The sequence below is a fragment of the Massilia sp. Root133 genome, from assembly GCF_001426525.1.
In the GTDB taxonomy this organism is placed as follows: domain Bacteria; phylum Pseudomonadota; class Gammaproteobacteria; order Burkholderiales; family Burkholderiaceae_D; genus Telluria; species Telluria orientalis.
In genome coordinates this window covers 217,340-235,170 of sequence record NZ_LMEW01000033.1, presented here as the reverse complement: position 1 = coordinate 235,170, position 17,831 = coordinate 217,340, and the positions used below count along the sequence as shown (strand labels likewise).

Genomic DNA, 17,831 nt, shown 5'->3' with positions numbered 1-17,831 from the left:
ACATTGACCCCGCTACGGCAGAATAATGGAAAACAAAGCAACTTTTTCTCACTCATCGAACGTGTTGCAGCCGAATCTGTCGGTGTATCTGGACCTGCTCAGGTATTTCGCCGCGTTGATGGTCTATCTCTTCCACGCTGGCCACTTTTCGCACTACAGGCTCCCGTTCTTCGGCACCTATGGCGGCCTGGGCGTTGCCGTGTTTTTCGTACTGTCCGGTTTCGTGATCGCGTTTTCGTCGACGGGCAAGCGCCGGGACATCGTCGATTATTTCATTGCACGCTTCGCCCGCCTGTGGTCGGTCGCTCTGCCGGCAATTCTCCTGACGCTCGTCCTCGATACGGTGGGTCAATGGCTTGCGTTGTCGGCATATGCGCCGATGCAGCCGTATCCGGCCTACAAATGGATTGCGGCTTCCGGCATCACGGCGCTGTTCCTCAACGAGATATGGTTCCTGGATATCTGGCTGGGAACGAACGGGCCGTTTTGGTCTTTGTCGTATGAATTCTGGTACTACGCAATTTTTGCGACGTTGATCTATTTTCGTGGATGGCAGCGCGTTGCCATGGCAGGTCTCGTGATGTGTATTGCCGGGCCCGGCATCATCATCGCCTTCCCGGTATGGCTCCTCGGCGTAGGTCTGTTCCATTTACTGCGCAAACACGTTTCAGCGGACAGGACACGGCTGGGCCTTGGTGCTCTGCTTGTCTCCATCGTATGCCTCACCCTTTATGTCATGATGGGTGGATCGAAGATCTTTACCGCTCTCCCGATCGCTTACCCGCTGGTCAATCTGAAGTCATGGGGAATCAATTTCTGGCCGCAGAGCTATGTCGTGGGCTTCCTCATTGCACTGAACATCTACGGCTTCGCCCGCATGCAACGGGTTTTCAGGAGCCCTTCCGAACCAACGGTACGCCTCGTTCGTACGATGGCAGAAACGAGCTTCGGCCTGTACCTCTTCCATTATCCTTTGATGTACTTCTGCAAGGCCATCCTGGCCGTCGCCCAGGTCCCCCAAGGCACGTTCTACGTTCTGGCCATCTATATCGCTCCATTCGTTGCGGCGACATGGTTGTCCCTGAAATGCGAACCCCTGAAGTTTGTCTTGTCCAGGATCCTGAAAACGTTATTCAAAAGGGATAAGGCACAGTCGGCACACGGCAAGGACGTCCCCATCGTCCCGGACTATCCCATGGCCGCACCGCTGGCGACCAACGACCACGAGCGACGCCTCGACATCTGACAGGTCGGCCTTCTTTCACCCACTTCATCGACCTGTATCGGGCATGCATCTGCATGCACCCCGCATGTGTCGATATTTCGCTTTTAAATACATTTCAGCAAATTTGTTGTTTTCATACCGCAATCTCTTCATTTCATAACCGTAACTTGTGTATTTACGCCAGTGTATATATGCTGAATTTAAGCAAATTTTCCTGGTGTCAATATGCGTACCCAAGTGTCCATCACCGTTGACACCGAGTTCAGCATCGCGGGCGCGTTTCGCGATCAAACGGTGTGCCCGGTCGCCGAGCAGCGGGTCTGGTGCGTGAGCGGTTACAAATCGCAGGGCCTGGGCTATATGCTCGACTGCTTCGCGCAGTACGGGATCACGGCGACCTTTTTCGTCGAGGTCCTGAACCGGCATTACTTCCATCGCGACCCCATGCGCGACATCGCCGAAAGACTGCATATGGCAGGGCACGACGTGCAGTTGCATCTGCACCCATGCTGGACCATCTTCCAGCACGAGGACTGGCGCGAACGCGCGCGCGTGCGCACGAAGCCCGGCATCGACGCCTTTTATGGCCGCGCCGAAGACGCATCGCTCAAACTGATGGAGTACGGGCTCGAGACGTTCCACACGTGGGGATTGCCGGCGCCGACGGTGTTCCGCAGCGGGAGCCTGCACCATGACGACGCGCTGTATCGCGCCCAGGCCCGCGCGGGGATTCCTTACAGTTCCCATGTCGGCGTGGCCGTGTTCGACAGCGGCGACGAGAACTATCGCCTGTACAGCGGCCGCCACGAACGCCATGGCGTGATCGAATGCCCGATCCTGACCTTCCGCGACTGGAAGGTGCCCGGAAAGACCCACCTCAAAAGCCTGACCATCACGGGCAGCAATTTTGCCGAGACGCGCATGCTGCTGGAGCAGGCGTACCGCGAAGGCGTCGAGCAGGTCGTGATCCTCACCCATCCGTTCGAGTACGTGCACACCTCGGACCAGCAGATGTCCAGGACGCGCCGGCACTGCGTCAACCAGCGCCGCCTGGCCCGGCTTTGCGAATTCCTGAGCGAGAACACCGACCGGTTCGCGACGGATGGCCTGTCCGCCGCCGCCGCCATGCCGATGCGCGCCGAATCGTCGCGCAACGTCCTGCTCAAGGGAAGCCTGCTGAAGGCCGTGCCGCGCATGGTCGAGCAGGCCGTCTACGACAACTACGCCATGTGGCGCCTGAAGCACCAGGAGGCCGGCACCGCGGTCGACGTCGAGGCCTGCGCCTGAGATTCCAGGGCCGTGCCGGGGGCACGGAAGCGGGGACGCATGTTATATTAAATGCATGACGTCAACAGCTCCCGTCCGCCGCGCCATTCCACCCGTTCCCGTGCTGTCGCTTGCCGCATTCTCGGGCGGGCGCCGTGCCGCGCTGCCGTCGCTGCTGGACGGGGCCGACGCGCGCCTCGTCACGAGCGGCCGCGTCGCCATCGGTCTCGCCTTGCGCGCGCTCGGCGTGGGTGACGGCGACGTCGTGCTGGTACCCGCCTATCACAGCCCGTCGATGGTCCCGCCCGCGCACTGGTGCGGCGCAGAGGTCGCGTTCTACCGTGTGCGGCCGGACACGGCGCCCGACCTGGCCGATATCGAAGCGCACGTCGCCAGGGGACGGGTCAAGGCGATCCTCGCCACGCACTTCTTCGGCATCCCGCACGACCTCACGCTGCTGCGCGCGCTGTGCGACCGGCACGGCATCGGCCTCGTCGAGGATTGCGCCCATTGCTTCTTCGGTGCGCGCGACGGTGTCGCGGTGGGGAGCGTGGGCGACTACGCGATCGGCAGCACGATGAAATTCTTCCCGATCTACGAAGGCGGCTGCCTGATCTCGCGCCGGCACCGGCTGGACGTGGCCCTGCACGGCGCCGGCGCCGGCTTCGAAATGAAAGCCGCGCTGAACGCGCTCGAAGCGGCGTTCGCCTACGGCCGCCTGCCCGTGCTGCGGATGCTGCTCGCGCTGCCGCTGCGCGCGAAAAGCGCGCTGTGGGGCGCATTGAAATCACGCGGCGGCAAGAGCGGCAACAAGAGCGGCGGCACGACGGCGCCCGCGCTGGCGCCGTCATCGTCGGACAGCAGCTTCGAGTTCGATGCGCGCTGGGCCGACAAGCGTTCGTCCTGGTTTTCGCGCACGGTGCTGCGCGCGGTGTCGCCCGCGCGCATCGTCGCGCGGCGGCGGCGCAACTACCTCGACCTGCAGCGCGCGCTGGACGGCGTGCCCGGCTGCCGCCCGCTTTATTCGACCCTGCCCGACGGTGCCTGTCCATGGATGTTCCCGCTGCTCGTCGACCGGCCGCAGGCCGTGTTCGACGCCTTGCTGCGCGCCGGCGTGCCGATGACGCGCTTCGGCGCGACCCTGTGGGCGGGCGTCGATGCGAGCGTGTGCGCCAACAGCGCGGACCTGGGCCGGCGCCTGATCGCCTTCCCGTGCCACCAGGCGCTCGACGACGGCGAACGCGCATGGCTGCACGCGCAGGTGCGCCAGGCCCTGGAAACGTGCGCGGCGGTGCCGGCATGAACTGGACTGTCGTCCCTGCGCGCGACTTCGCGCAGCACGCAGGCCGCTGGCAGCGCCTGCACGCGGCCGGCGCCGCATCGCCGCTGCTCGCTGCCGATTTCGTGCAGCCGCTGCTCGACGTGTTCGGCACGGGCCGCGAGCTGCTCGCCTGGCACGGCCGGGGCGATGATACGGACGCGATGACGATCGTGGCCCCGGGCCGCCCCGGCGTGTGGAACACGTTCCAGCCCGCGCAGGCGCCCGTCGGCCTGTGGCTGCAGCGCGAGACCCGTCCCGCCGACGGCCTGCTCGCGGATCTGCTGCGCGCGCTGCCCGGTCCCGCGCTGATGCTGGGCCTCACGCAGTGCGACCCGATGCTGACGGCACGCCCGGCCGGGCCGCACAGCTTCGACTACATCGAGACGGCGCGCATCACGCTGCAGGGATCCTTCGACGACTACTGGAACGCGCGCGGCAAGAACCTGCGCAACAACCTGAAAAAGCAGCGCAACCGCCTGCGCCAGGACGGCATCGCGACGCGCCTGGAAATCGTGCGCGATCCCGCGTTGATGGCCGCTGCCGTCGCCGACTACGGCCGGCTGGAGACGAGCGGCTGGAAGGCCTCCGAAGGCACCGCCGTCGCCGCCGACAACGACCAGGGCCGCTTCTACCGCGCGATGCTGGAAGCGTTCGCGCGGCGCGGTGCGGCCAGCGTCTACCGCTACTGGTTCGACGACGCGAACGGCACGCGCCTGGCCGCAATGGACCTGTGCGTCGAAGGCGGCGGCTGCATCGTGATCCTCAAGACGGCCTATGACGAAGCGCTCGGTCCGCAGCTGTCGCCGGCCCTGCTGATGCGCGAGGAAGCGACGCGCGGCCTGTTCGACGAAGGCCCGTTCGAGCGCATCGAATTCTATGGACGGGTGATGGAATGGCACACCCGCTGGACCGACGAGATCCGCACGATGTACCACTTGAACGGCTACCGCTGGCCGTGGCTGGGCCGCCTGCATGCGCTGGCGGCACGCCGCGCGGGTGACGTCAGCGCTGCGCCGCCAGCGCCTGCCGCAGCTGCGACAGGCTCATGAACTCGCCGCCGACGCGGTCGCGGAACCACGCGCAGTAATCGTGCACCGTCGTGATCAGGCGCTCGAGGTCCGCCTCGCAGCGCACGTACGGCGTGTGGCCCGGCATCATCGACGGGCTGTGGTAGGTCAGCGAAAAGACCTGGCAGCCGCCGGCCAGCAACGCCTCGGTCAGGCGGCGCATCTCGGCGCCGGACGCCACTTCGGGGCTCAGGCGCACGCGCTCCAGCGCGCGCGAGCGCGCCAGCACGCCGCCCAGGCGCAGGCGCCGTGCCCAGCGGCGCTGGGCGAGGTCGTACAGGCGCGGCCCGACGTGGCGCAGCCAGCCGCAGTAGCCGGTCGTGACGGGCAATTCGAGCAGTTCGCGCCGCCCCGCCTGGAACCAGAACGGGTGCTCGTCGAACGTGCGGAAATCCGGCCCGCCGTCTTCCGTGAACGCGCTGTAGGGGACGACGCTCGCATCGATCTCGTAGCCGAGCGAGGCGATCGACTCGGCCGTGTGCGGACCGAGGCCGTAGCGGCCGGCCTTGAATGCGAGCGGCTGGCGGCCGAACGCGTCGGCGATGGTTTCGGTCAGGAGGCGCAGCTTGTCGTATTCGAGCTGGCGCGGCAGGTTGCCGCCATACGAATTGAAATCCGACAGCGCTTCTTCGTACGGGGGCGAGACCCACGGGTGCAGGTGGGCGCCGATCTCGCAACGCTTCGCATCGAGCAGGCGGCGCAGCGTCGCGACCGCGCCGGGCGTCGTGGCGACCGGCCAGTCGACCATGTAAGTGGGCAGGATGCCGAACTCGTCGAACACGCGCGCATGCATCAGCGGCTGGCTGGCGATCGACGTCGTCCCGATCGCACTGCGATTGAACGGCTGGTCCCAGGCGAATTCGCCCTCGGTGTCGACGATCACGAGCAGGACTGGACGCTGTCCGGGTGCCAGTTGTGCCGGCACATGCTGAGCTTTTGTTAACATTACTTGCGTTCTTGCGTCCCATGCCCCCGACGTTGCCACGATAAATATGGCCGTCGGGCGTTCTTGTTGATGCCGCTAAAAATGTTGCAATCCTAGCACAACAGCTTATTGTTAAGTATCAACCGTGCGGCAATCGGGATCTGGCTGAACAAGATGATTTCATTACAACACCTGCGTAAGAATATGGCAGATCAGGCGGTTCACGCTGCTACACTTGCGGTCGTGCCCGCTGCGCAGACAATCAATGAAAGAATCGGAAACCATGGTGCCTGCCAAACACGAAAATCCGGTATCCGATTTCAAATTCGATGCGCTGACGTCCCTCCGGGGTATCGCTGCCCTGTGCACGGTGCTGGCGCACCTGATCGTCATCTGGGGCGACGTGTTCCCCGATTTACAGCAGGGATCCCTGTTCCGCGATTTTGCCCTGCACACCTACCTCTTCGTGGATTTCTTTTTCGTCCTGAGCGGTTTCGTGATGAGCCATGCGTACGGCAGGCATTTCGCGGATGCCGTCAGGGCCGGCAGCTACATGCGGTTCCTGCGCGCGCGGTTCGCGCGCGTCTATCCGCTGCACCTGCTGTTGCTGCTCGTGTATGTCGGCCTGGCCGCCATCGGAATCAAGCAGGCCCAGGAAAATCCTGACTGGTCGATTACCGCCCACCTGCTGCTCCTGCACGCGATGGGATTCTTCAACCACACGACGTGGAATCAGCCTTCGTGGTCGATCAGCGTCGAGTGGTGGACGTATATCGTGTTCCCGTTTGCGATTCCGCTGGCCCGCCGTTATTTCTCGAACACCGCGGCGGTGCTCGCCCTGCCCGTCATCCTCGGACTGTTCGCGTTCCTGGCCATGCATTTCGGCAGCGCAAATCTGACGGTCGGTTTCGCATTCTTCCGCTGCCTGATCGGATTTTGCGCCGGCGCGTGCCTGTATGCGATCGTCCAGCACCGGCGCATGGCATCGTTCGCCGACGCTGCCGCCAACGGCGCGCTGGCCGCGGTCTTCCTGGTCCTGCTGTTCGTACCGTCGCCGTATGCCGACATGCTCGCCTTCGTGGGCTTTTGCGCGCTCGTGTATGCGGCCAGCATGGGAACCGGCGGCGGCCACTGGCTGCATCATCCGGTCCTGGTCTGGATCGGCGACATCTCGTATTCGATCTATCTGTGGCACAGCCTGCTGCTGCACGTGTTTGCAAAAGCCCTGGGTGCGGCCGCCCGGGCACTGCCGTTCTTCCACAACCACCCGATCCTGTTCTTCGTGGCCGCGCTGGTGCTGTTCGAAGCCGCCATTTTGTTGCTGGCGCACATGAGCTACCGGTTCTTTGAATTGCCGCTGAGGAACTTCTTGGGGCCAAAGAAGCACGGCGAGGCGCGCACGTTACAAGTGTTGCATTTTAGATAGCTTATCAATAGGCTATAATTTCGCGCCGGTTGTTGTCAAAGTGAAACTAAAGCCGGCCGAACAAAATTGCCGGAGAACAGGGTGGCCGCAGCGGACAAGCCAGGAGTCGTATTCACCATGCGTTATCCCGACGATACGGGGTATGTATGGAATTTCACCGCCGCCGTGCGCGACCGCGCGAGTGCCGACCTGCGCGAGCGGGCGAACGTGTACATGGCGTTTCCCAAGCTGACCGGCAATCCCAGCTACCAGCCGAAGAATTTGCAACCCGTCGAACTGGATTGCTACGACACGTCGCCGGCCGGACGGGCCGCGATCGAACAATTCGTGCGCACCCATGACGTGAAAGTCATGGTCTTCATGAGCGCGCTGTCGAACACCGTGTGCCTGGACCTGCTGCGCCGCCTGGGCGTGCGCACCATCAACACGGAAAACGACAGTTTCGACCCGCGCCAGCGGGACGGTGCCATCAAGAAAGTGGCGAAATTCCTGCTGCGGCGCGTACTGCGCATGCAGCAGCACGACCTGCACCTCGCCAATTCCGTCGCCCAGGAAAACTTCCTGCTGAATTACCAGAAGCTTCCGCGCGACAAAGTGGTCCTGATGCGCAATTCGGTCGATTCGGTCAAGTTCCACCCTGGCGACCGCAACGAAGCGCGCGCGCAGCTGGGCCTGGACCCCGACCGCTTCTGGATCCTGGCCGTCTCGCAGGCGCGCCCGGAAAAGCGCGTGGACCGGCTGTTGCAAGTGGTGCGCGACGTCATCGACGCGCGCCCGGCCAAGCGCATCGGCTTCGTCTACGTGGGCGACGGCCCGCCGGCCGCGCAGTGGAAACAGCAGGCGCAAGAACTCGGCCTCGCCGACGTATGCGTGTTCGCCGGGCGCCAGAACGACCTCGTGCCGTACTACCGCGCCGCCGACCTGCTCGTGCACGCGGCCGAGCGCGAAAGCTTCGGCAATGCGATCGTCGAGGCCATGGCATGCGGCATCCCCGTCGTCGCCAGCGCCGCACTGGGCCCAAAGGAAACGATCCTCGACGGCAAGACCGGCGCCGTGATCGGCCTGGACGATTTCGCGGGTTTCACGCAGGCCGTGCTGCGCTATGTCGACGATCCGGAAATGACAAAAATGCATGGTAACTACGCGCGTGCGCACGTCGATACCGCATATAATGTTGTGCGTCAAAGCAAGGAGTTCGCTGCACACATTGCGCGGTTCCTATGATTGCCCAGCAAACGCAACCGCTTTGAATTTGATCAGCAGAAAAGGGAGTCCCGAGGAATGTCTTTAGTCGAGAGGGTGGTCCAGCGCGTCAGGCGAGACTATTTCCGATGGCAGTACCAGAAAGTCGCACGCCAGATCCTGGATACCCGCCCCGTCAAGCGCGGCGACCTGCCCTTCACGCTGCTGTCGATGGTGCACCAGCGCGACGTCCATTCCTACCTGGTCGCGGTCAAGTCGTTTACCCATTTCCTGAATCCGTCGCGCATCGTGGTCGTGTGCGATCCGTCGATCGACGAGAACGACCGCGCCGTGCTGAAGCACCACCTGCCGCACTTGATCCTGCGCGAGGCGGGCGAATTCACCCATCCGGACATCCCGCGCGGCGGCACCTGGGAGCGCCTGTTCGCGATTTCCGGCTATGCGCTGGACAGCTACGTCATCCAGCTCGATGCCGATACGCTGACCATGCAGCCGATCCCGGAAGTGCTGCAGGCCATCCAGACCGGCGCCGGCTTCGTGCTGGGCGAAATCCCGGACACGCCGATCCGCCCGCTGGACGCGGTCCGCGCCCACGCGCTGCCGAAGGTGAAGCCGGGCGCGCACATCCAGACCCTGTCGGAAGCCGAGATGGCCAACGTCGGCCTGCCGGGCGATGCGCGCTACGTGCGCGGCTGCTCCGGCTTCACGGGGTTCCCGCCATCGACGACGATGCGCGACAACCTGCTCGACTTCTCGCGCCGCATGACGGGCAAGCTGGGCGAGGACTGGAAACGCTGGGGTACCGAACAGGTGACCTCGAACTACCTGGTGGCGAACGCGTTCGCCGCGAAATCGCTGCCGTTCCCGAAATACGGCACGCCCGACTGCGCCACGGCGGAGACGGCGTTCTTCCACTTCATCGGGCCGATGCGCTTCATCAATAACAAGTACAAGACGACGTCGCGCCAGGCCATCCACCTGATCTCCAACGCGCCGGCCTGATACCCGGCGCGTTTTTCTCTCCCCGGTTGCGTTGTCATGGCAGATTTGCGTCGTTCGCTGGTCATTAATTTCTTCGCGACGTCGGGCACCAAGGTCCTGCAGTTCATCGTCAGCATCCTGCTGGCGCGGATCCTGAGCCCGAGCGAGATCGGCATCTATTCGATGACGGTCGTGTTCGTGAATTTCGCCCAGGTGTTCCGCGACTTCGGCGTCAGCTATTACCTGCAGCGCGAACCGGATCTCGACAACGACAAGATCCGCTCGGCGACCGGCGTCGTGTTCACGACCTCGTGGGTCATCGCGGCCGCCCTGTTCGCGGCCAGCGGCTGGCTCGGCATGTGGTTCAAGGAACCGGGCATCGTGCCGGTGATGCGCGTGCTGGCCATCGGCTTCGTATTCATCCCGTTCGGCACCGTCACGGGCGCCCTGCTCGCCCGTCACTACGAGGCCGAGAAACAGGCCGTCGTCCACGTCGTCGGCACCGTGTGCTTCTGCGCCAGCACGCTGATCCTCGGCGAGATGGGCCACGGCGCCATGTCGATGGCCTGGGGTAACCTGATCAACATCGTCGCCTGCGGTATCGCCTACGTGCCGCTGCGCCCGAAAGGCATGCCGTGGCTGCCGGGCTTCCGCCACTGGAAGAGCGTGGCGCACTTCGGCGTCGGCTCGCTCGTGACGAACTGCGCGACGACGCTGAACAACTCGATTCCCGATATCCTGCTCGGCAAACTGGGCTCGGCGCGCCACGTGGGCCTGTTGAGCCGGGCGAATTCCACCGTGTCGATCTTCAGCTACGTGGCCGGTTCGACGATGAACTACGGCGCGGTCCCGTATCTGGCCCAGACGTATCACAAGGGCGAATCGCTGGCGCCGATCCTCGCCCGTTCCACCTTGCTGCTGACGGGCGTCGGCTGGACCGCGCTGGCGCTGACGGCCGTGCTGGGCCAGGACGTCGTCGTCGCGCTGTACGGCGCCAAATGGATCGAGTGCGTGCCGGCGATCCTGCCGCTCGTGCTGGCCGCCGTCGTGACGCTCGCCTTCAACTACATCCCGATGGCGGTGACGGCGATCGGCCGTCCCTACCTGAGCGCCTTCCCGGTCGTCGTCACCCTGGCGACCCGTATCCTGTTCGGCGTTCTGCTGTTCGACGGCAGCCTGAACGGATTCGCCTGGGCGCTGTTCTTCGCAACGGTCGCCAGCGCCCCCGTCACCGCGATCCAGCAGAGCCGGTATTTCGGCCTCACGACCGCGATGATGTTCCGCGCCCTGCTGCCCAGCGCCGTCGTGGCGTTGGGCACCGGCGCGGTCGCCTGGCTGCTGGCGGCGCTGCTGCCGGCGTCCATCCCGGCCATGGCGCGGCTGCTCGTGATGCTGCTGCCGCTGGCCCTGGCCTGGTATCTCCTGCTGCGCGCCACGCGCCACGAACTGGTGGGCGAAGTGCATCGCCTGGCCGCACCGTTGAAAGCCCGGCTGGCCCTGTTGCGCCCGAATGTATAATCGACTGCTCGCCCTCTCGTGGCGTGGCGCTTACTGAACCGAATGACCATCATGACGTATCTCGACGAAGTCAAAGCGACCCTGATCGACGTGCTGAGCCTGGGCGATGCCGGCCAGCGCCTGAACGCCGACTCCCCCCTGCTGGGCAGCCTGCCCGAACTCGACTCAATGGCCGTCGTCAGCCTGATCGGCGCCCTCGAAGAACGCTTCGGCATCGCCATCGACGACGACGACCTGAGCGCCAGCACCTTCGAAACCCTGGGCAGCTTGGCCGACTTCGTGGCCGCGAAACGCGCCGAATGACACCGGATCGGGCCGAGGTGGACACGGAACCGTTCTTCCTCGGCAGCGGCGCGGACCGGCGCTTCTGCCTGTTCCACCAGCCCGCCGGCACGTGCCGCGGCGCCGTCCTGTACGTGCCGCCGTTCGCCGAAGAACTCAACCGCACCCGCCGCATGGCCGCCCTCGGTGCGCGCCGCCTGGCCGCGCACGGGGTTGGCGTACTGCAGATCGATTTGCTCGGCACCGGCGACAGCGCCGGCGACTTCGCGGACGCCCGCTGGGACCTGTGGAAGCAGGACCTGGACACGGGCGCCGCCTGGCTGCGCGCGCGCGTCGACGCCCCGCTCACGCTGTGGGGCCTGCGCCTCGGCGCCTTGCTTGCGCTCGACTTTGCGCTCGACCATGCGCGCACATCGGACGTCCCGCTTGCACCCATGCTGCTGTGGCAGCCGGTGGCCGCGGGATCCACGTACCTGACCCAGTTCCTGCGCCTGCGCACCGCGAACGCGATGCTGGGAGAAGATGCGGCCGCGCAGAGCGGCACGAAGGCGCTGCGTGCCGCGCTGCAGGCCGGGGAAACGCTGGAAATCGCGGGCTACGATCTCACGCCCGCACTGGCGCTCGCCATCGACGCCCTGCCCGCGCCCGATGCGATGATCCCACCCGTGCCCGCGCACTGGTTCGAGGTGCTCGGCGCGCCGGGGCAGGCGCCGGGACCGGCCGCGGCCCGCGTCAAGGCGGCCTGGGAAGCGCGCGGCACGCAACTGCACGTGCACACGGTGACAGGCGCGCCGTTCTGGGCCACGACCGCCATCTCGACCTGTCCGGCCCTGCTCGACGCGACCGTCGACGCCACCCTGGAGCGCGCCCATGTCGTATGACGAACGCGCCCTGTCGTTTCGCTGCGGCGACGCGGCGCTGGTCGGGATCGCGTCCGTCCCCGCGCAGGCGTGTACGCGCGGCGTGTTGATCGTCGTCGGCGGTCCGCAATACCGCATCGGCAGCCACCGCCAGTTCGCCCTGCTGGCGCGCCATCTCGCCGCCCACGGCATCGCCGCGATGCGCTTCGATTACCGCGGCATGGGCGACAGCGATGGAGAAGAACGCGATTTCGAAGCGATCCAGGACGACATCCGCGCCGCACTCGACGCCTTCGTCGAAGCCGTACCGAGCCTCACCGACGTCGTGCTGTGGGGCTTGTGCGACGGCGCGTCGGCGGCCGCGATGTATGCGCCGGGCGATGCGCGCGTGCGCGGCCTCGTGCTGCTGAACCCCTGGGTGCGCACGGACGACGGCGTCGCCCGCACGACATTGAAACACCATTACCGCGACCGCCTGCGCAGCCCGGAATTCTGGCGCAAGCTGGCGCGCGGACAATTCGATTACGCGGGCTCGCTGTCGTCGATGCTGAAACTCGTGCGCACCGCGCTCGCGGGACGCCCGCCCGACCAGGGTGCGACGGCATCGCTGCCCGAGCGCATGCGCCAGGGCCTGCACGGGTTCAAGGGCGAGACCCTGCTCGTGATCGGCGGCGCCGACCTGACGGGCCGCGAGTTCTGCGACGTGACCGGCTCGACGCCGGCCTGGAAACGCCTCCTGGCCACGCCGCGCGTGACGTGGCGCCGCCTCGAGGAGGCCGACCACACGTTCTCGCGCCGCGCGTGGCGCGACCAGGTCGCCGAGTGGACCCGCGAGTGGGTCACGGCGTTGCCAGGCACCCCGTAAAGCGGGCGAAGGCGCCATACACGACGGGAGAAGCGCGGCGCGTGCCGCACAGGTCGAGCGCGTCCGCCGGCCGTTCTCCCTCATCCGCCTCGGCGCGCAGCGGCGCGTCGTCGCGCCACATGAAATCGCCGGCGTCCGGCGCGCGGAACAGTCCACGCACGGGATGGCTGCCCAGGTAGGCGCGCCACAGCGGCGTCGCGCGATTGTCGCCCAGGTGCACGATGCCGCCGTCGCGCGCGCGGATCGGGCCGTCGACGAGGTTCCCGTCCACCTGCGCACTGCTGGCCGGATAGCGCACGTCGATGCCGGACGTGTCGACGAGCGTGTTGTCGAAGACCTTGCTCCCCGCCGCTTTGTTCAGGTAGATGCCTGCATCGGAACAGCCGACGATCAGGTTGGCGCGCAGGGTGCTGCCCTCCTGTTCCGTGATGCAGCGGCCGTCGCGGCAGAATTCGTGCCCCGTGCCGCCGCCGCCCAGCGACAGGCCCACGCGCTGTCCCGGCAGGCCGCGCAGCATCTGTTCGCACCACACGACGTTACGCTCGAAGACGTTGTTCCTGCCGCCGCCCTTGGCGAACGCGCCGTAGCTGACCTGGTTTCCGTCGCGCTTGGCGAAGTCGGTGATCAGGTTCGCGCGCAGCGTCCAGCCGCTGGCCGCCACGAGGTCGACGGGCGTGACCGGATTGGCGGTCGCGCGCGCGCGCGTGGCGGTGAGGGTCGTGTGTTCGATCAGGCCGTCGTCCGGAAAGCGGCCGCCGGCGCCGTTGATCTTGATGTGCGCGTTGAAGTCGCGGATCGTGTTGTTGACGCTCGCGAAGTGGTGGCCGTTGCCGATGACGTGGAAGGCGTGTTCGCAGTCGTCGTCGGCCCGGCACACGCCGTCGATGTTCAGGTTTTCGAAGCGCCAGTACGGCGCGCCGACGACGAAGCCCTCGAGCGTTTCGAGTTCGATGTGCACGGTGCCGGGCTGCGCCGCGCGCACGACGATGGGCGCATCGGCCCGGCCGGGGCGCGGTACGTCGATGCTCTTGCCCTGGAACCGGTAGGTGCCCGGCGCCAGCGTGATGACGTCGCCCGGCGACGCCTGCAGGAGCGCCGCGCGCAAAGCCTCGGGCGTGGCGACCTGGATGCCGGCGCCATCCTGCCCGACGGGCCGCGGCTGGGCGCCGGCCGCGAGCGCCAGCCGCGCGGGCGGCGTGCCGGCGCTGCCGCGGTCGAGCGACGTCAGGATGGCGGCGACGCGGCGGCCCGTGTTCTCGATGAGCGGATTGTGGCCGCTGCTGCGTTTTTCGATATACGGCGCGAGCGTGCGCGGCGCGCGCCCGACGTGGTCGATGGCGGCCAGCAGCACGCCGCCCGCCACGACGGCAAGTACGCCCGCCGCCAGCAGGCCGCGGCGCGCCAGCTTTGCCGGCGTCACGCGCTGGCCTTGATGCCGTGGCGTCCCATCAGGTCATACAAGGTGGGCCGGCTGACGCCCAGCATCTCGGACGCCTTGACGATGTTCCCGTCCGTGCGCGCGAGCGCGCGGGCGATGGCCTTGTACTCGGCTTCGTCGCGCACCTGGCGCAGGTTCAGCGGCTCTTCCTCGACACCCGTGTCGGGCAGGCCGAGATCGTCGGCGACGATGGTGTTCGCGTCGGCCATGATGACGGCGCGCTTGATGCAGTTTTCCATCTCGCGCACGTTGCCGGGCCACTGGTAGGTTTCGATCGCGGCCAGCGCGTCCGGCGCGAAGTGCAGCGACGCGCGCGATTCCTGCGCGCAGAACTTGTTCTTGAAGTGATGGGCCAGCAGCGCCGCATCGCCCTCGCGCTGGCGCAGCGGCGGGATCGTCACGACGATTTCGGACAGGCGGTAATACAGGTCTTCGCGGAAGCGGCCCTGCGCGCACAAGTCCTTCAGCTTCTGGTGCGTCGCGCAGACGATGCGCACGTCGACGGGAATCTCGTCGTGGCCGCCGATGCGCTCGATCACGCGCTCCTGCAGGAAGCGCAGCAGCTTGGCCTGCAGCGCCATCGGCAGGTCGCCGACTTCGTCGAGGAAGAACGTGCCGCCGTGGGCCAGCTCCACCTTGCCCTTGGTCTGCTTGGCGGCGCCCGTGAAGGCGCCCTTCTCGTAGCCGAACAACTCGCTCTCGAGCAGGTTTTCCGGAATCGCCGCGCAGTTGATCGCCATGAAGCGCTCCTTCGCGCGTGGCGACAGCGCGTGGATGGCACGCGCCAGCACTTCTTTACCGGTACCGGATTCGCCCAACAGCATGACGGACGCGGACGTCGGCGCCACCTTCTCGATGGTGCGGCAGACCTTCAGCATGCCCGGGTCGCGCGAGATCACGCCGGCCATGGGCGAATCGGCCTGCGACTGCTGCATGCGGCGGTTCTCCTGCTGCAGGTTGTGCAGGAAGAAGGCGCGCTGGATCACGAGGTTCAGCACTTCCGGATCCACCGGCTTCTGGTGGAAATCGTAGGCGCCCATGCCGATCGCCTTGACGGCATTGGCATGGTCCTGGTTGCCGGTCAGGACGATCACGCGCGTGTCCGGCGCCAGCGCCAGGATCTGCTGCAAGGTGGCCAGGCCTTCGGTGGAGCCGTCCGGATCGGGCGGCAGGCCGAGGTCCATCGTGCAGACAGCCGGCTCGTGGCGGCGGATCTGTGCCAGCGCCGCCTCGCGGTCGCCGGCCACCACCACGTCGTACGCGTCCAGGCTCCAGCGCAGCTGCTTCTGCAGGCCCGGATCGTCTTCGATGATCAACAGCTTGGGTTTTTGTTGGGTCATGGTGTCTTCTTTCAGGCGATCGTCGCGGCGGCCGCGACGCGGTGCAGCGGCAGGACGACCTTGAACGTGGTACCGAGTCGGGGTTGGCTGGACACGTCCAGCGTCCCGCCCAGCTCGGTGATGTATTCGCGGCTTTCGAACACGCCGATGCCCATGCCGGCCGACTTGGTGGAGTCGAATGGCTTGAACAGGCGCTCGCGGATGAATTCTTCCGTCATGCCTTCGCCGGTGTCCGTGATCTCGACCTCGACGGCGTCCTCGCGCCCGTCGGCCGGCAGGGCCACGCGGACCATCACGTTGCCGTCGCGCGGCGTCGCCTCGATCGCGTTCTGGATCAGGTGGCCCAGCACGCGCTCCAGGCGCTCGCGGTCGGCCAGCACCGAGAGGCCCGCCTGCTCGACGAGCAGTTGCGGATGCGGCTCGAACGCGCTCTTGAGGGCCAGCGCCTGGCGCACGACGTCGTCGACGGCCAGCGGCTGCGGCTTGTCGGCATTCTCGCTGCGCGACAGCTTCTGCAGCAGCAGCTTCATTTTCTGCACGGAGTGGTTCAGCGTCTCCAGCATGTCGCGCTGGAATTCGGGGTTGTCCTTGTGCTTCTCCGCGTTCGCGTTCATCAGCGACAGCTGGGCGACGAGGTTCTTCAGGTCGTGCACGACGAACGTCGACATGCGGTTGAACGACTCGAACTGGCGCGCCACCATCAGCGCGTTGGCGGCGTCTTCCTGCGCGAGGTAGCTGGCGGCCTGGCTGCCGGCGATCTCCAGCAGGTCGATGATTTCCCAGTTCAGTTTCACCGGACTGCGCGCGCGCTGCAGCACGACGAAGCCGAACAGTTTTTCCTGCAGCATCAGCGGCACGACGAGCCAGCGGCGCGGGGCGTCCAGCAGCCAGTCGGGCAAGGCGAGACCTTCGTATTTGTCGGGGCGCTCGACGTATTCGTCGACGTCGACGACCCACTGCGTGCTTTCCAGGAAGCGGCAGAACGGCGCGTTGGCCGGCTCGCTCACGTGGGTGTCGACCGTCGGCCAGCCCGCCATGACCGTGAAGCGGCCGCCGGCATCGCGCTGCCACAAGGTGCCGCCGGGGCTTTCGACGAGCACGGCCAGCGCCTGGATCGCGCGCTCGCCCAGGTTCGGGCCGCGCTCGGACAGCGTGCGCGTAAAGCGCATCCACTCTTCGCGGTAATCGTAGTTGTAGCGGTAGAAGTGCTTGCTGATCGAGACCTTCAGCCAGGAGCGCGCCGTGCCGGAGAACAGGATCACGCCCAGCAGGGAAATGGCGCCGAACAGGAAGCCCGTCTGCATCACCGTGCCCCAGCTGCCGCCCACGTAGCGCAGGTAGTAGCCGACCGAGCCCATGGCCAGCAGGTAGATCGCGGAACCGAACAGCGCGGCCGAATGGAAGACGACGCGGCGCGACACGGCGAACGACGTCGTCCACGACTTGCGGCGCGTGATCGACAGCGCGATCAGCGGCACCGTCAGTGCGTTGACGAAGCCGCGCGCCGTCCACAGGTCCGCGCTCAGTTTGCGGAACAGCAGCGCATTGCTGTACATGTAGAAGTCGTAGGCGAACATGCCGCCGATGCCCAGGCAGGCGAACTTGATCGCCCAGCGCTCTTCGATGGTCTTGTTGCGGTAGACCTGCTCGACGAGCAGCATGCCGTACACGGACAGGCCGACATAGCCGATCAGCAGCGGCAGCCCGAGCACGGGCAGGAGGTCGTTGTTCCAGTGGCCGATGCCGACGCCGGTCAGCAGCAGCAGATAGACGCATCCCGCCGCCAGCAGTCCCGCGCGCGGCGCGGGGAAGCGGCCGAGGATCAGGCGGCCCGGCTGACCGTCCGCGTCGCTGCGCCAGTCGCCGAGCAGGGCCACGAGGAACAGCGACCAGGCGCCGTCGCGCAGCACCTCGAGCGCGGCCGTGCCCGTGTTCCACAGGATCTCCTGGACCGCATCCAGGCCCAGCGCCGCGGCCCATGCCGCCGTCGCCAGGCAGGCGGCGCTCAGCGTGCCGCGCTGGACGCGGCCGTGCCAGCCCGACAGGACCGACAGGCCCAGTGCGAGGAAGCCGGTGGCGGCCAGTGCGTAGCTGGAAGCAGCGATATTGATCAC

The 17,831-nt window shown here is 66.2% G+C and carries 15 protein-coding genes; 11 read left to right on the top strand and 4 right to left on the bottom strand.

Annotated features, from left to right (window positions below):
• Positions 1-25: 25 nt before the first annotated feature.
• The 4 genes from ASD28_RS23485 (at position 26) to ASD28_RS23470 (ending at position 4,861) form a co-directional block, all read left to right on the top strand.
• Positions 26-1,246, top strand: a complete 1,221-nt coding sequence (locus tag ASD28_RS23485; RefSeq protein WP_082577617.1) for an acyltransferase — start codon at positions 26-28, stop codon at positions 1,244-1,246.
• Positions 1,247-1,462: 216 nt separating this feature from the next.
• The gene (locus tag ASD28_RS23480; RefSeq protein ID WP_056134169.1) at positions 1,463-2,512 is read left to right on the top strand and encodes a hypothetical protein; all 1,050 of its coding nucleotides are present in this window, start codon (positions 1,463-1,465) and stop codon (positions 2,510-2,512) included.
• Between the two features lie 55 nt (positions 2,513-2,567).
• The gene (locus ASD28_RS23475) at positions 2,568-3,794 is read left to right on the top strand and encodes an aminotransferase class I/II-fold pyridoxal phosphate-dependent enzyme (RefSeq protein WP_056134166.1); all 1,227 of its coding nucleotides are present in this window, start codon (positions 2,568-2,570) and stop codon (positions 3,792-3,794) included.
• Complete coding sequence (locus ASD28_RS23470) at positions 3,791-4,861, top strand: GNAT family N-acetyltransferase (protein WP_056134795.1); 1,071 nt, start codon at positions 3,791-3,793, stop codon at positions 4,859-4,861. Before ASD28_RS23475 ends, ASD28_RS23470 begins: the two co-directional genes overlap by 4 nt.
• Here the strand turns inward: ASD28_RS23470 and ASD28_RS23465 are convergent.
• Positions 4,815-5,825 carry a polysaccharide deacetylase family protein gene (locus ASD28_RS23465; protein ID WP_056134163.1) on the bottom strand — a complete coding sequence of 337 codons (1,011 nt, stop codon included), beginning with the start codon at positions 5,823-5,825 and terminating at the stop codon, positions 4,815-4,817. The genes ASD28_RS23470 and ASD28_RS23465 overlap by 47 nt on opposite strands.
• A 262-nt stretch (positions 5,826-6,087) precedes the next feature.
• Between ASD28_RS23465 and ASD28_RS23460 the strand changes: the two genes are divergently transcribed.
• From ASD28_RS23460 to ASD28_RS23430, 7 genes are all read left to right on the top strand, one after another.
• Positions 6,088-7,230, top strand: coding sequence for an acyltransferase (locus ASD28_RS23460; protein ID WP_056134161.1), 1,143 nt, complete (start codon positions 6,088-6,090; stop codon positions 7,228-7,230).
• Between the two features lie 117 nt (positions 7,231-7,347).
• Positions 7,348-8,454, top strand: a complete 1,107-nt coding sequence (locus tag ASD28_RS23455) for a glycosyltransferase family 4 protein (RefSeq protein ID WP_056134158.1) — start codon at positions 7,348-7,350, stop codon at positions 8,452-8,454.
• Between the two features lie 57 nt (positions 8,455-8,511).
• Positions 8,512-9,435, top strand: a complete 924-nt coding sequence (locus ASD28_RS23450) for a hypothetical protein (RefSeq protein ID WP_156403979.1) — start codon at positions 8,512-8,514, stop codon at positions 9,433-9,435.
• A 36-nt stretch (positions 9,436-9,471) separates the two neighbouring features.
• Positions 9,472-10,932 carry an oligosaccharide flippase family protein gene (locus tag ASD28_RS23445; protein ID WP_082577619.1) on the top strand — a complete coding sequence of 487 codons (1,461 nt, stop codon included), beginning with the start codon at positions 9,472-9,474 and terminating at the stop codon, positions 10,930-10,932.
• 51 nt (positions 10,933-10,983) lie between these two features.
• Positions 10,984-11,235, top strand: a complete 252-nt coding sequence (locus ASD28_RS23440; RefSeq protein ID WP_036231460.1) for an acyl carrier protein — start codon at positions 10,984-10,986, stop codon at positions 11,233-11,235.
• A complete protein-coding gene (locus ASD28_RS23435) occupies positions 11,232-12,095 on the top strand; it encodes a hydrolase 2, exosortase A system-associated (protein WP_056134150.1) in 864 nt (287 codons plus the stop codon). Before ASD28_RS23440 ends, ASD28_RS23435 begins: the two co-directional genes overlap by 4 nt.
• Complete coding sequence (locus tag ASD28_RS23430; RefSeq protein ID WP_056134148.1) at positions 12,085-12,939, top strand: hydrolase 1, exosortase A system-associated; 855 nt, start codon at positions 12,085-12,087, stop codon at positions 12,937-12,939. The genes ASD28_RS23435 and ASD28_RS23430 overlap by 11 nt, the downstream gene beginning before the upstream one ends.
• Here the strand turns inward: ASD28_RS23430 and ASD28_RS23425 are convergent.
• From ASD28_RS23425 to prsK, 3 genes are read right to left on the bottom strand one after another with little or no spacing between them, the layout of a single operon-like run.
• Positions 12,914-14,359, bottom strand: coding sequence for a right-handed parallel beta-helix repeat-containing protein (locus tag ASD28_RS23425; protein WP_229412295.1), 1,446 nt, complete (start codon positions 14,357-14,359; stop codon positions 12,914-12,916). The genes ASD28_RS23430 and ASD28_RS23425 overlap by 26 nt on opposite strands.
• The gene (gene prsR / locus ASD28_RS23420) at positions 14,356-15,717 is read right to left on the bottom strand and encodes a PEP-CTERM-box response regulator transcription factor (RefSeq protein ID WP_056134146.1); all 1,362 of its coding nucleotides are present in this window, start codon (positions 15,715-15,717) and stop codon (positions 14,356-14,358) included. The genes ASD28_RS23425 and prsR overlap by 4 nt, the downstream gene beginning before the upstream one ends.
• An 11-nt stretch (positions 15,718-15,728) precedes the next feature.
• Complete coding sequence (gene prsK / locus ASD28_RS23415) at positions 15,729-17,831, bottom strand: XrtA/PEP-CTERM system histidine kinase PrsK (RefSeq protein WP_056134143.1); 2,103 nt, start codon at positions 17,829-17,831, stop codon at positions 15,729-15,731.

Bases quoted from the DNA above. Each gene is read 5' to 3' on its own strand.
- ASD28_RS23485 (WP_082577617.1), top strand. From the start codon at position 26: ATGGAAAACAAAGCAACTTTTTCTCACTCATCGAACGTGTTGCAGCCG.
- ASD28_RS23475 (WP_056134166.1), top strand. From the start codon at position 2,568: ATGACGTCAACAGCTCCCGTCCGCCGCGCCATTCCACCCGTTCCCGTG.
- ASD28_RS23470 (WP_056134795.1), top strand. From the start codon at position 3,791: ATGAACTGGACTGTCGTCCCTGCGCGCGACTTCGCGCAGCACGCAGGC.
- ASD28_RS23465 (WP_056134163.1), bottom strand. From the start codon at position 5,825: ATGTTAACAAAAGCTCAGCATGTGCCGGCACAACTGGCACCCGGACAG.
- ASD28_RS23460 (WP_056134161.1), top strand. From the start codon at position 6,088: ATGGTGCCTGCCAAACACGAAAATCCGGTATCCGATTTCAAATTCGAT.
- ASD28_RS23455 (WP_056134158.1), top strand. From the start codon at position 7,348: ATGCGTTATCCCGACGATACGGGGTATGTATGGAATTTCACCGCCGCC.
- ASD28_RS23450 (WP_156403979.1), top strand. From the start codon at position 8,512: ATGTCTTTAGTCGAGAGGGTGGTCCAGCGCGTCAGGCGAGACTATTTC.
- ASD28_RS23445 (WP_082577619.1), top strand. From the start codon at position 9,472: ATGGCAGATTTGCGTCGTTCGCTGGTCATTAATTTCTTCGCGACGTCG.
- ASD28_RS23440 (WP_036231460.1), top strand. From the start codon at position 10,984: ATGACGTATCTCGACGAAGTCAAAGCGACCCTGATCGACGTGCTGAGC.
- ASD28_RS23435 (WP_056134150.1), top strand. From the start codon at position 11,232: ATGACACCGGATCGGGCCGAGGTGGACACGGAACCGTTCTTCCTCGGC.
- ASD28_RS23430 (WP_056134148.1), top strand. From the start codon at position 12,085: ATGTCGTATGACGAACGCGCCCTGTCGTTTCGCTGCGGCGACGCGGCG.
- prsR (WP_056134146.1), bottom strand. From the start codon at position 15,717: ATGACCCAACAAAAACCCAAGCTGTTGATCATCGAAGACGATCCGGGC.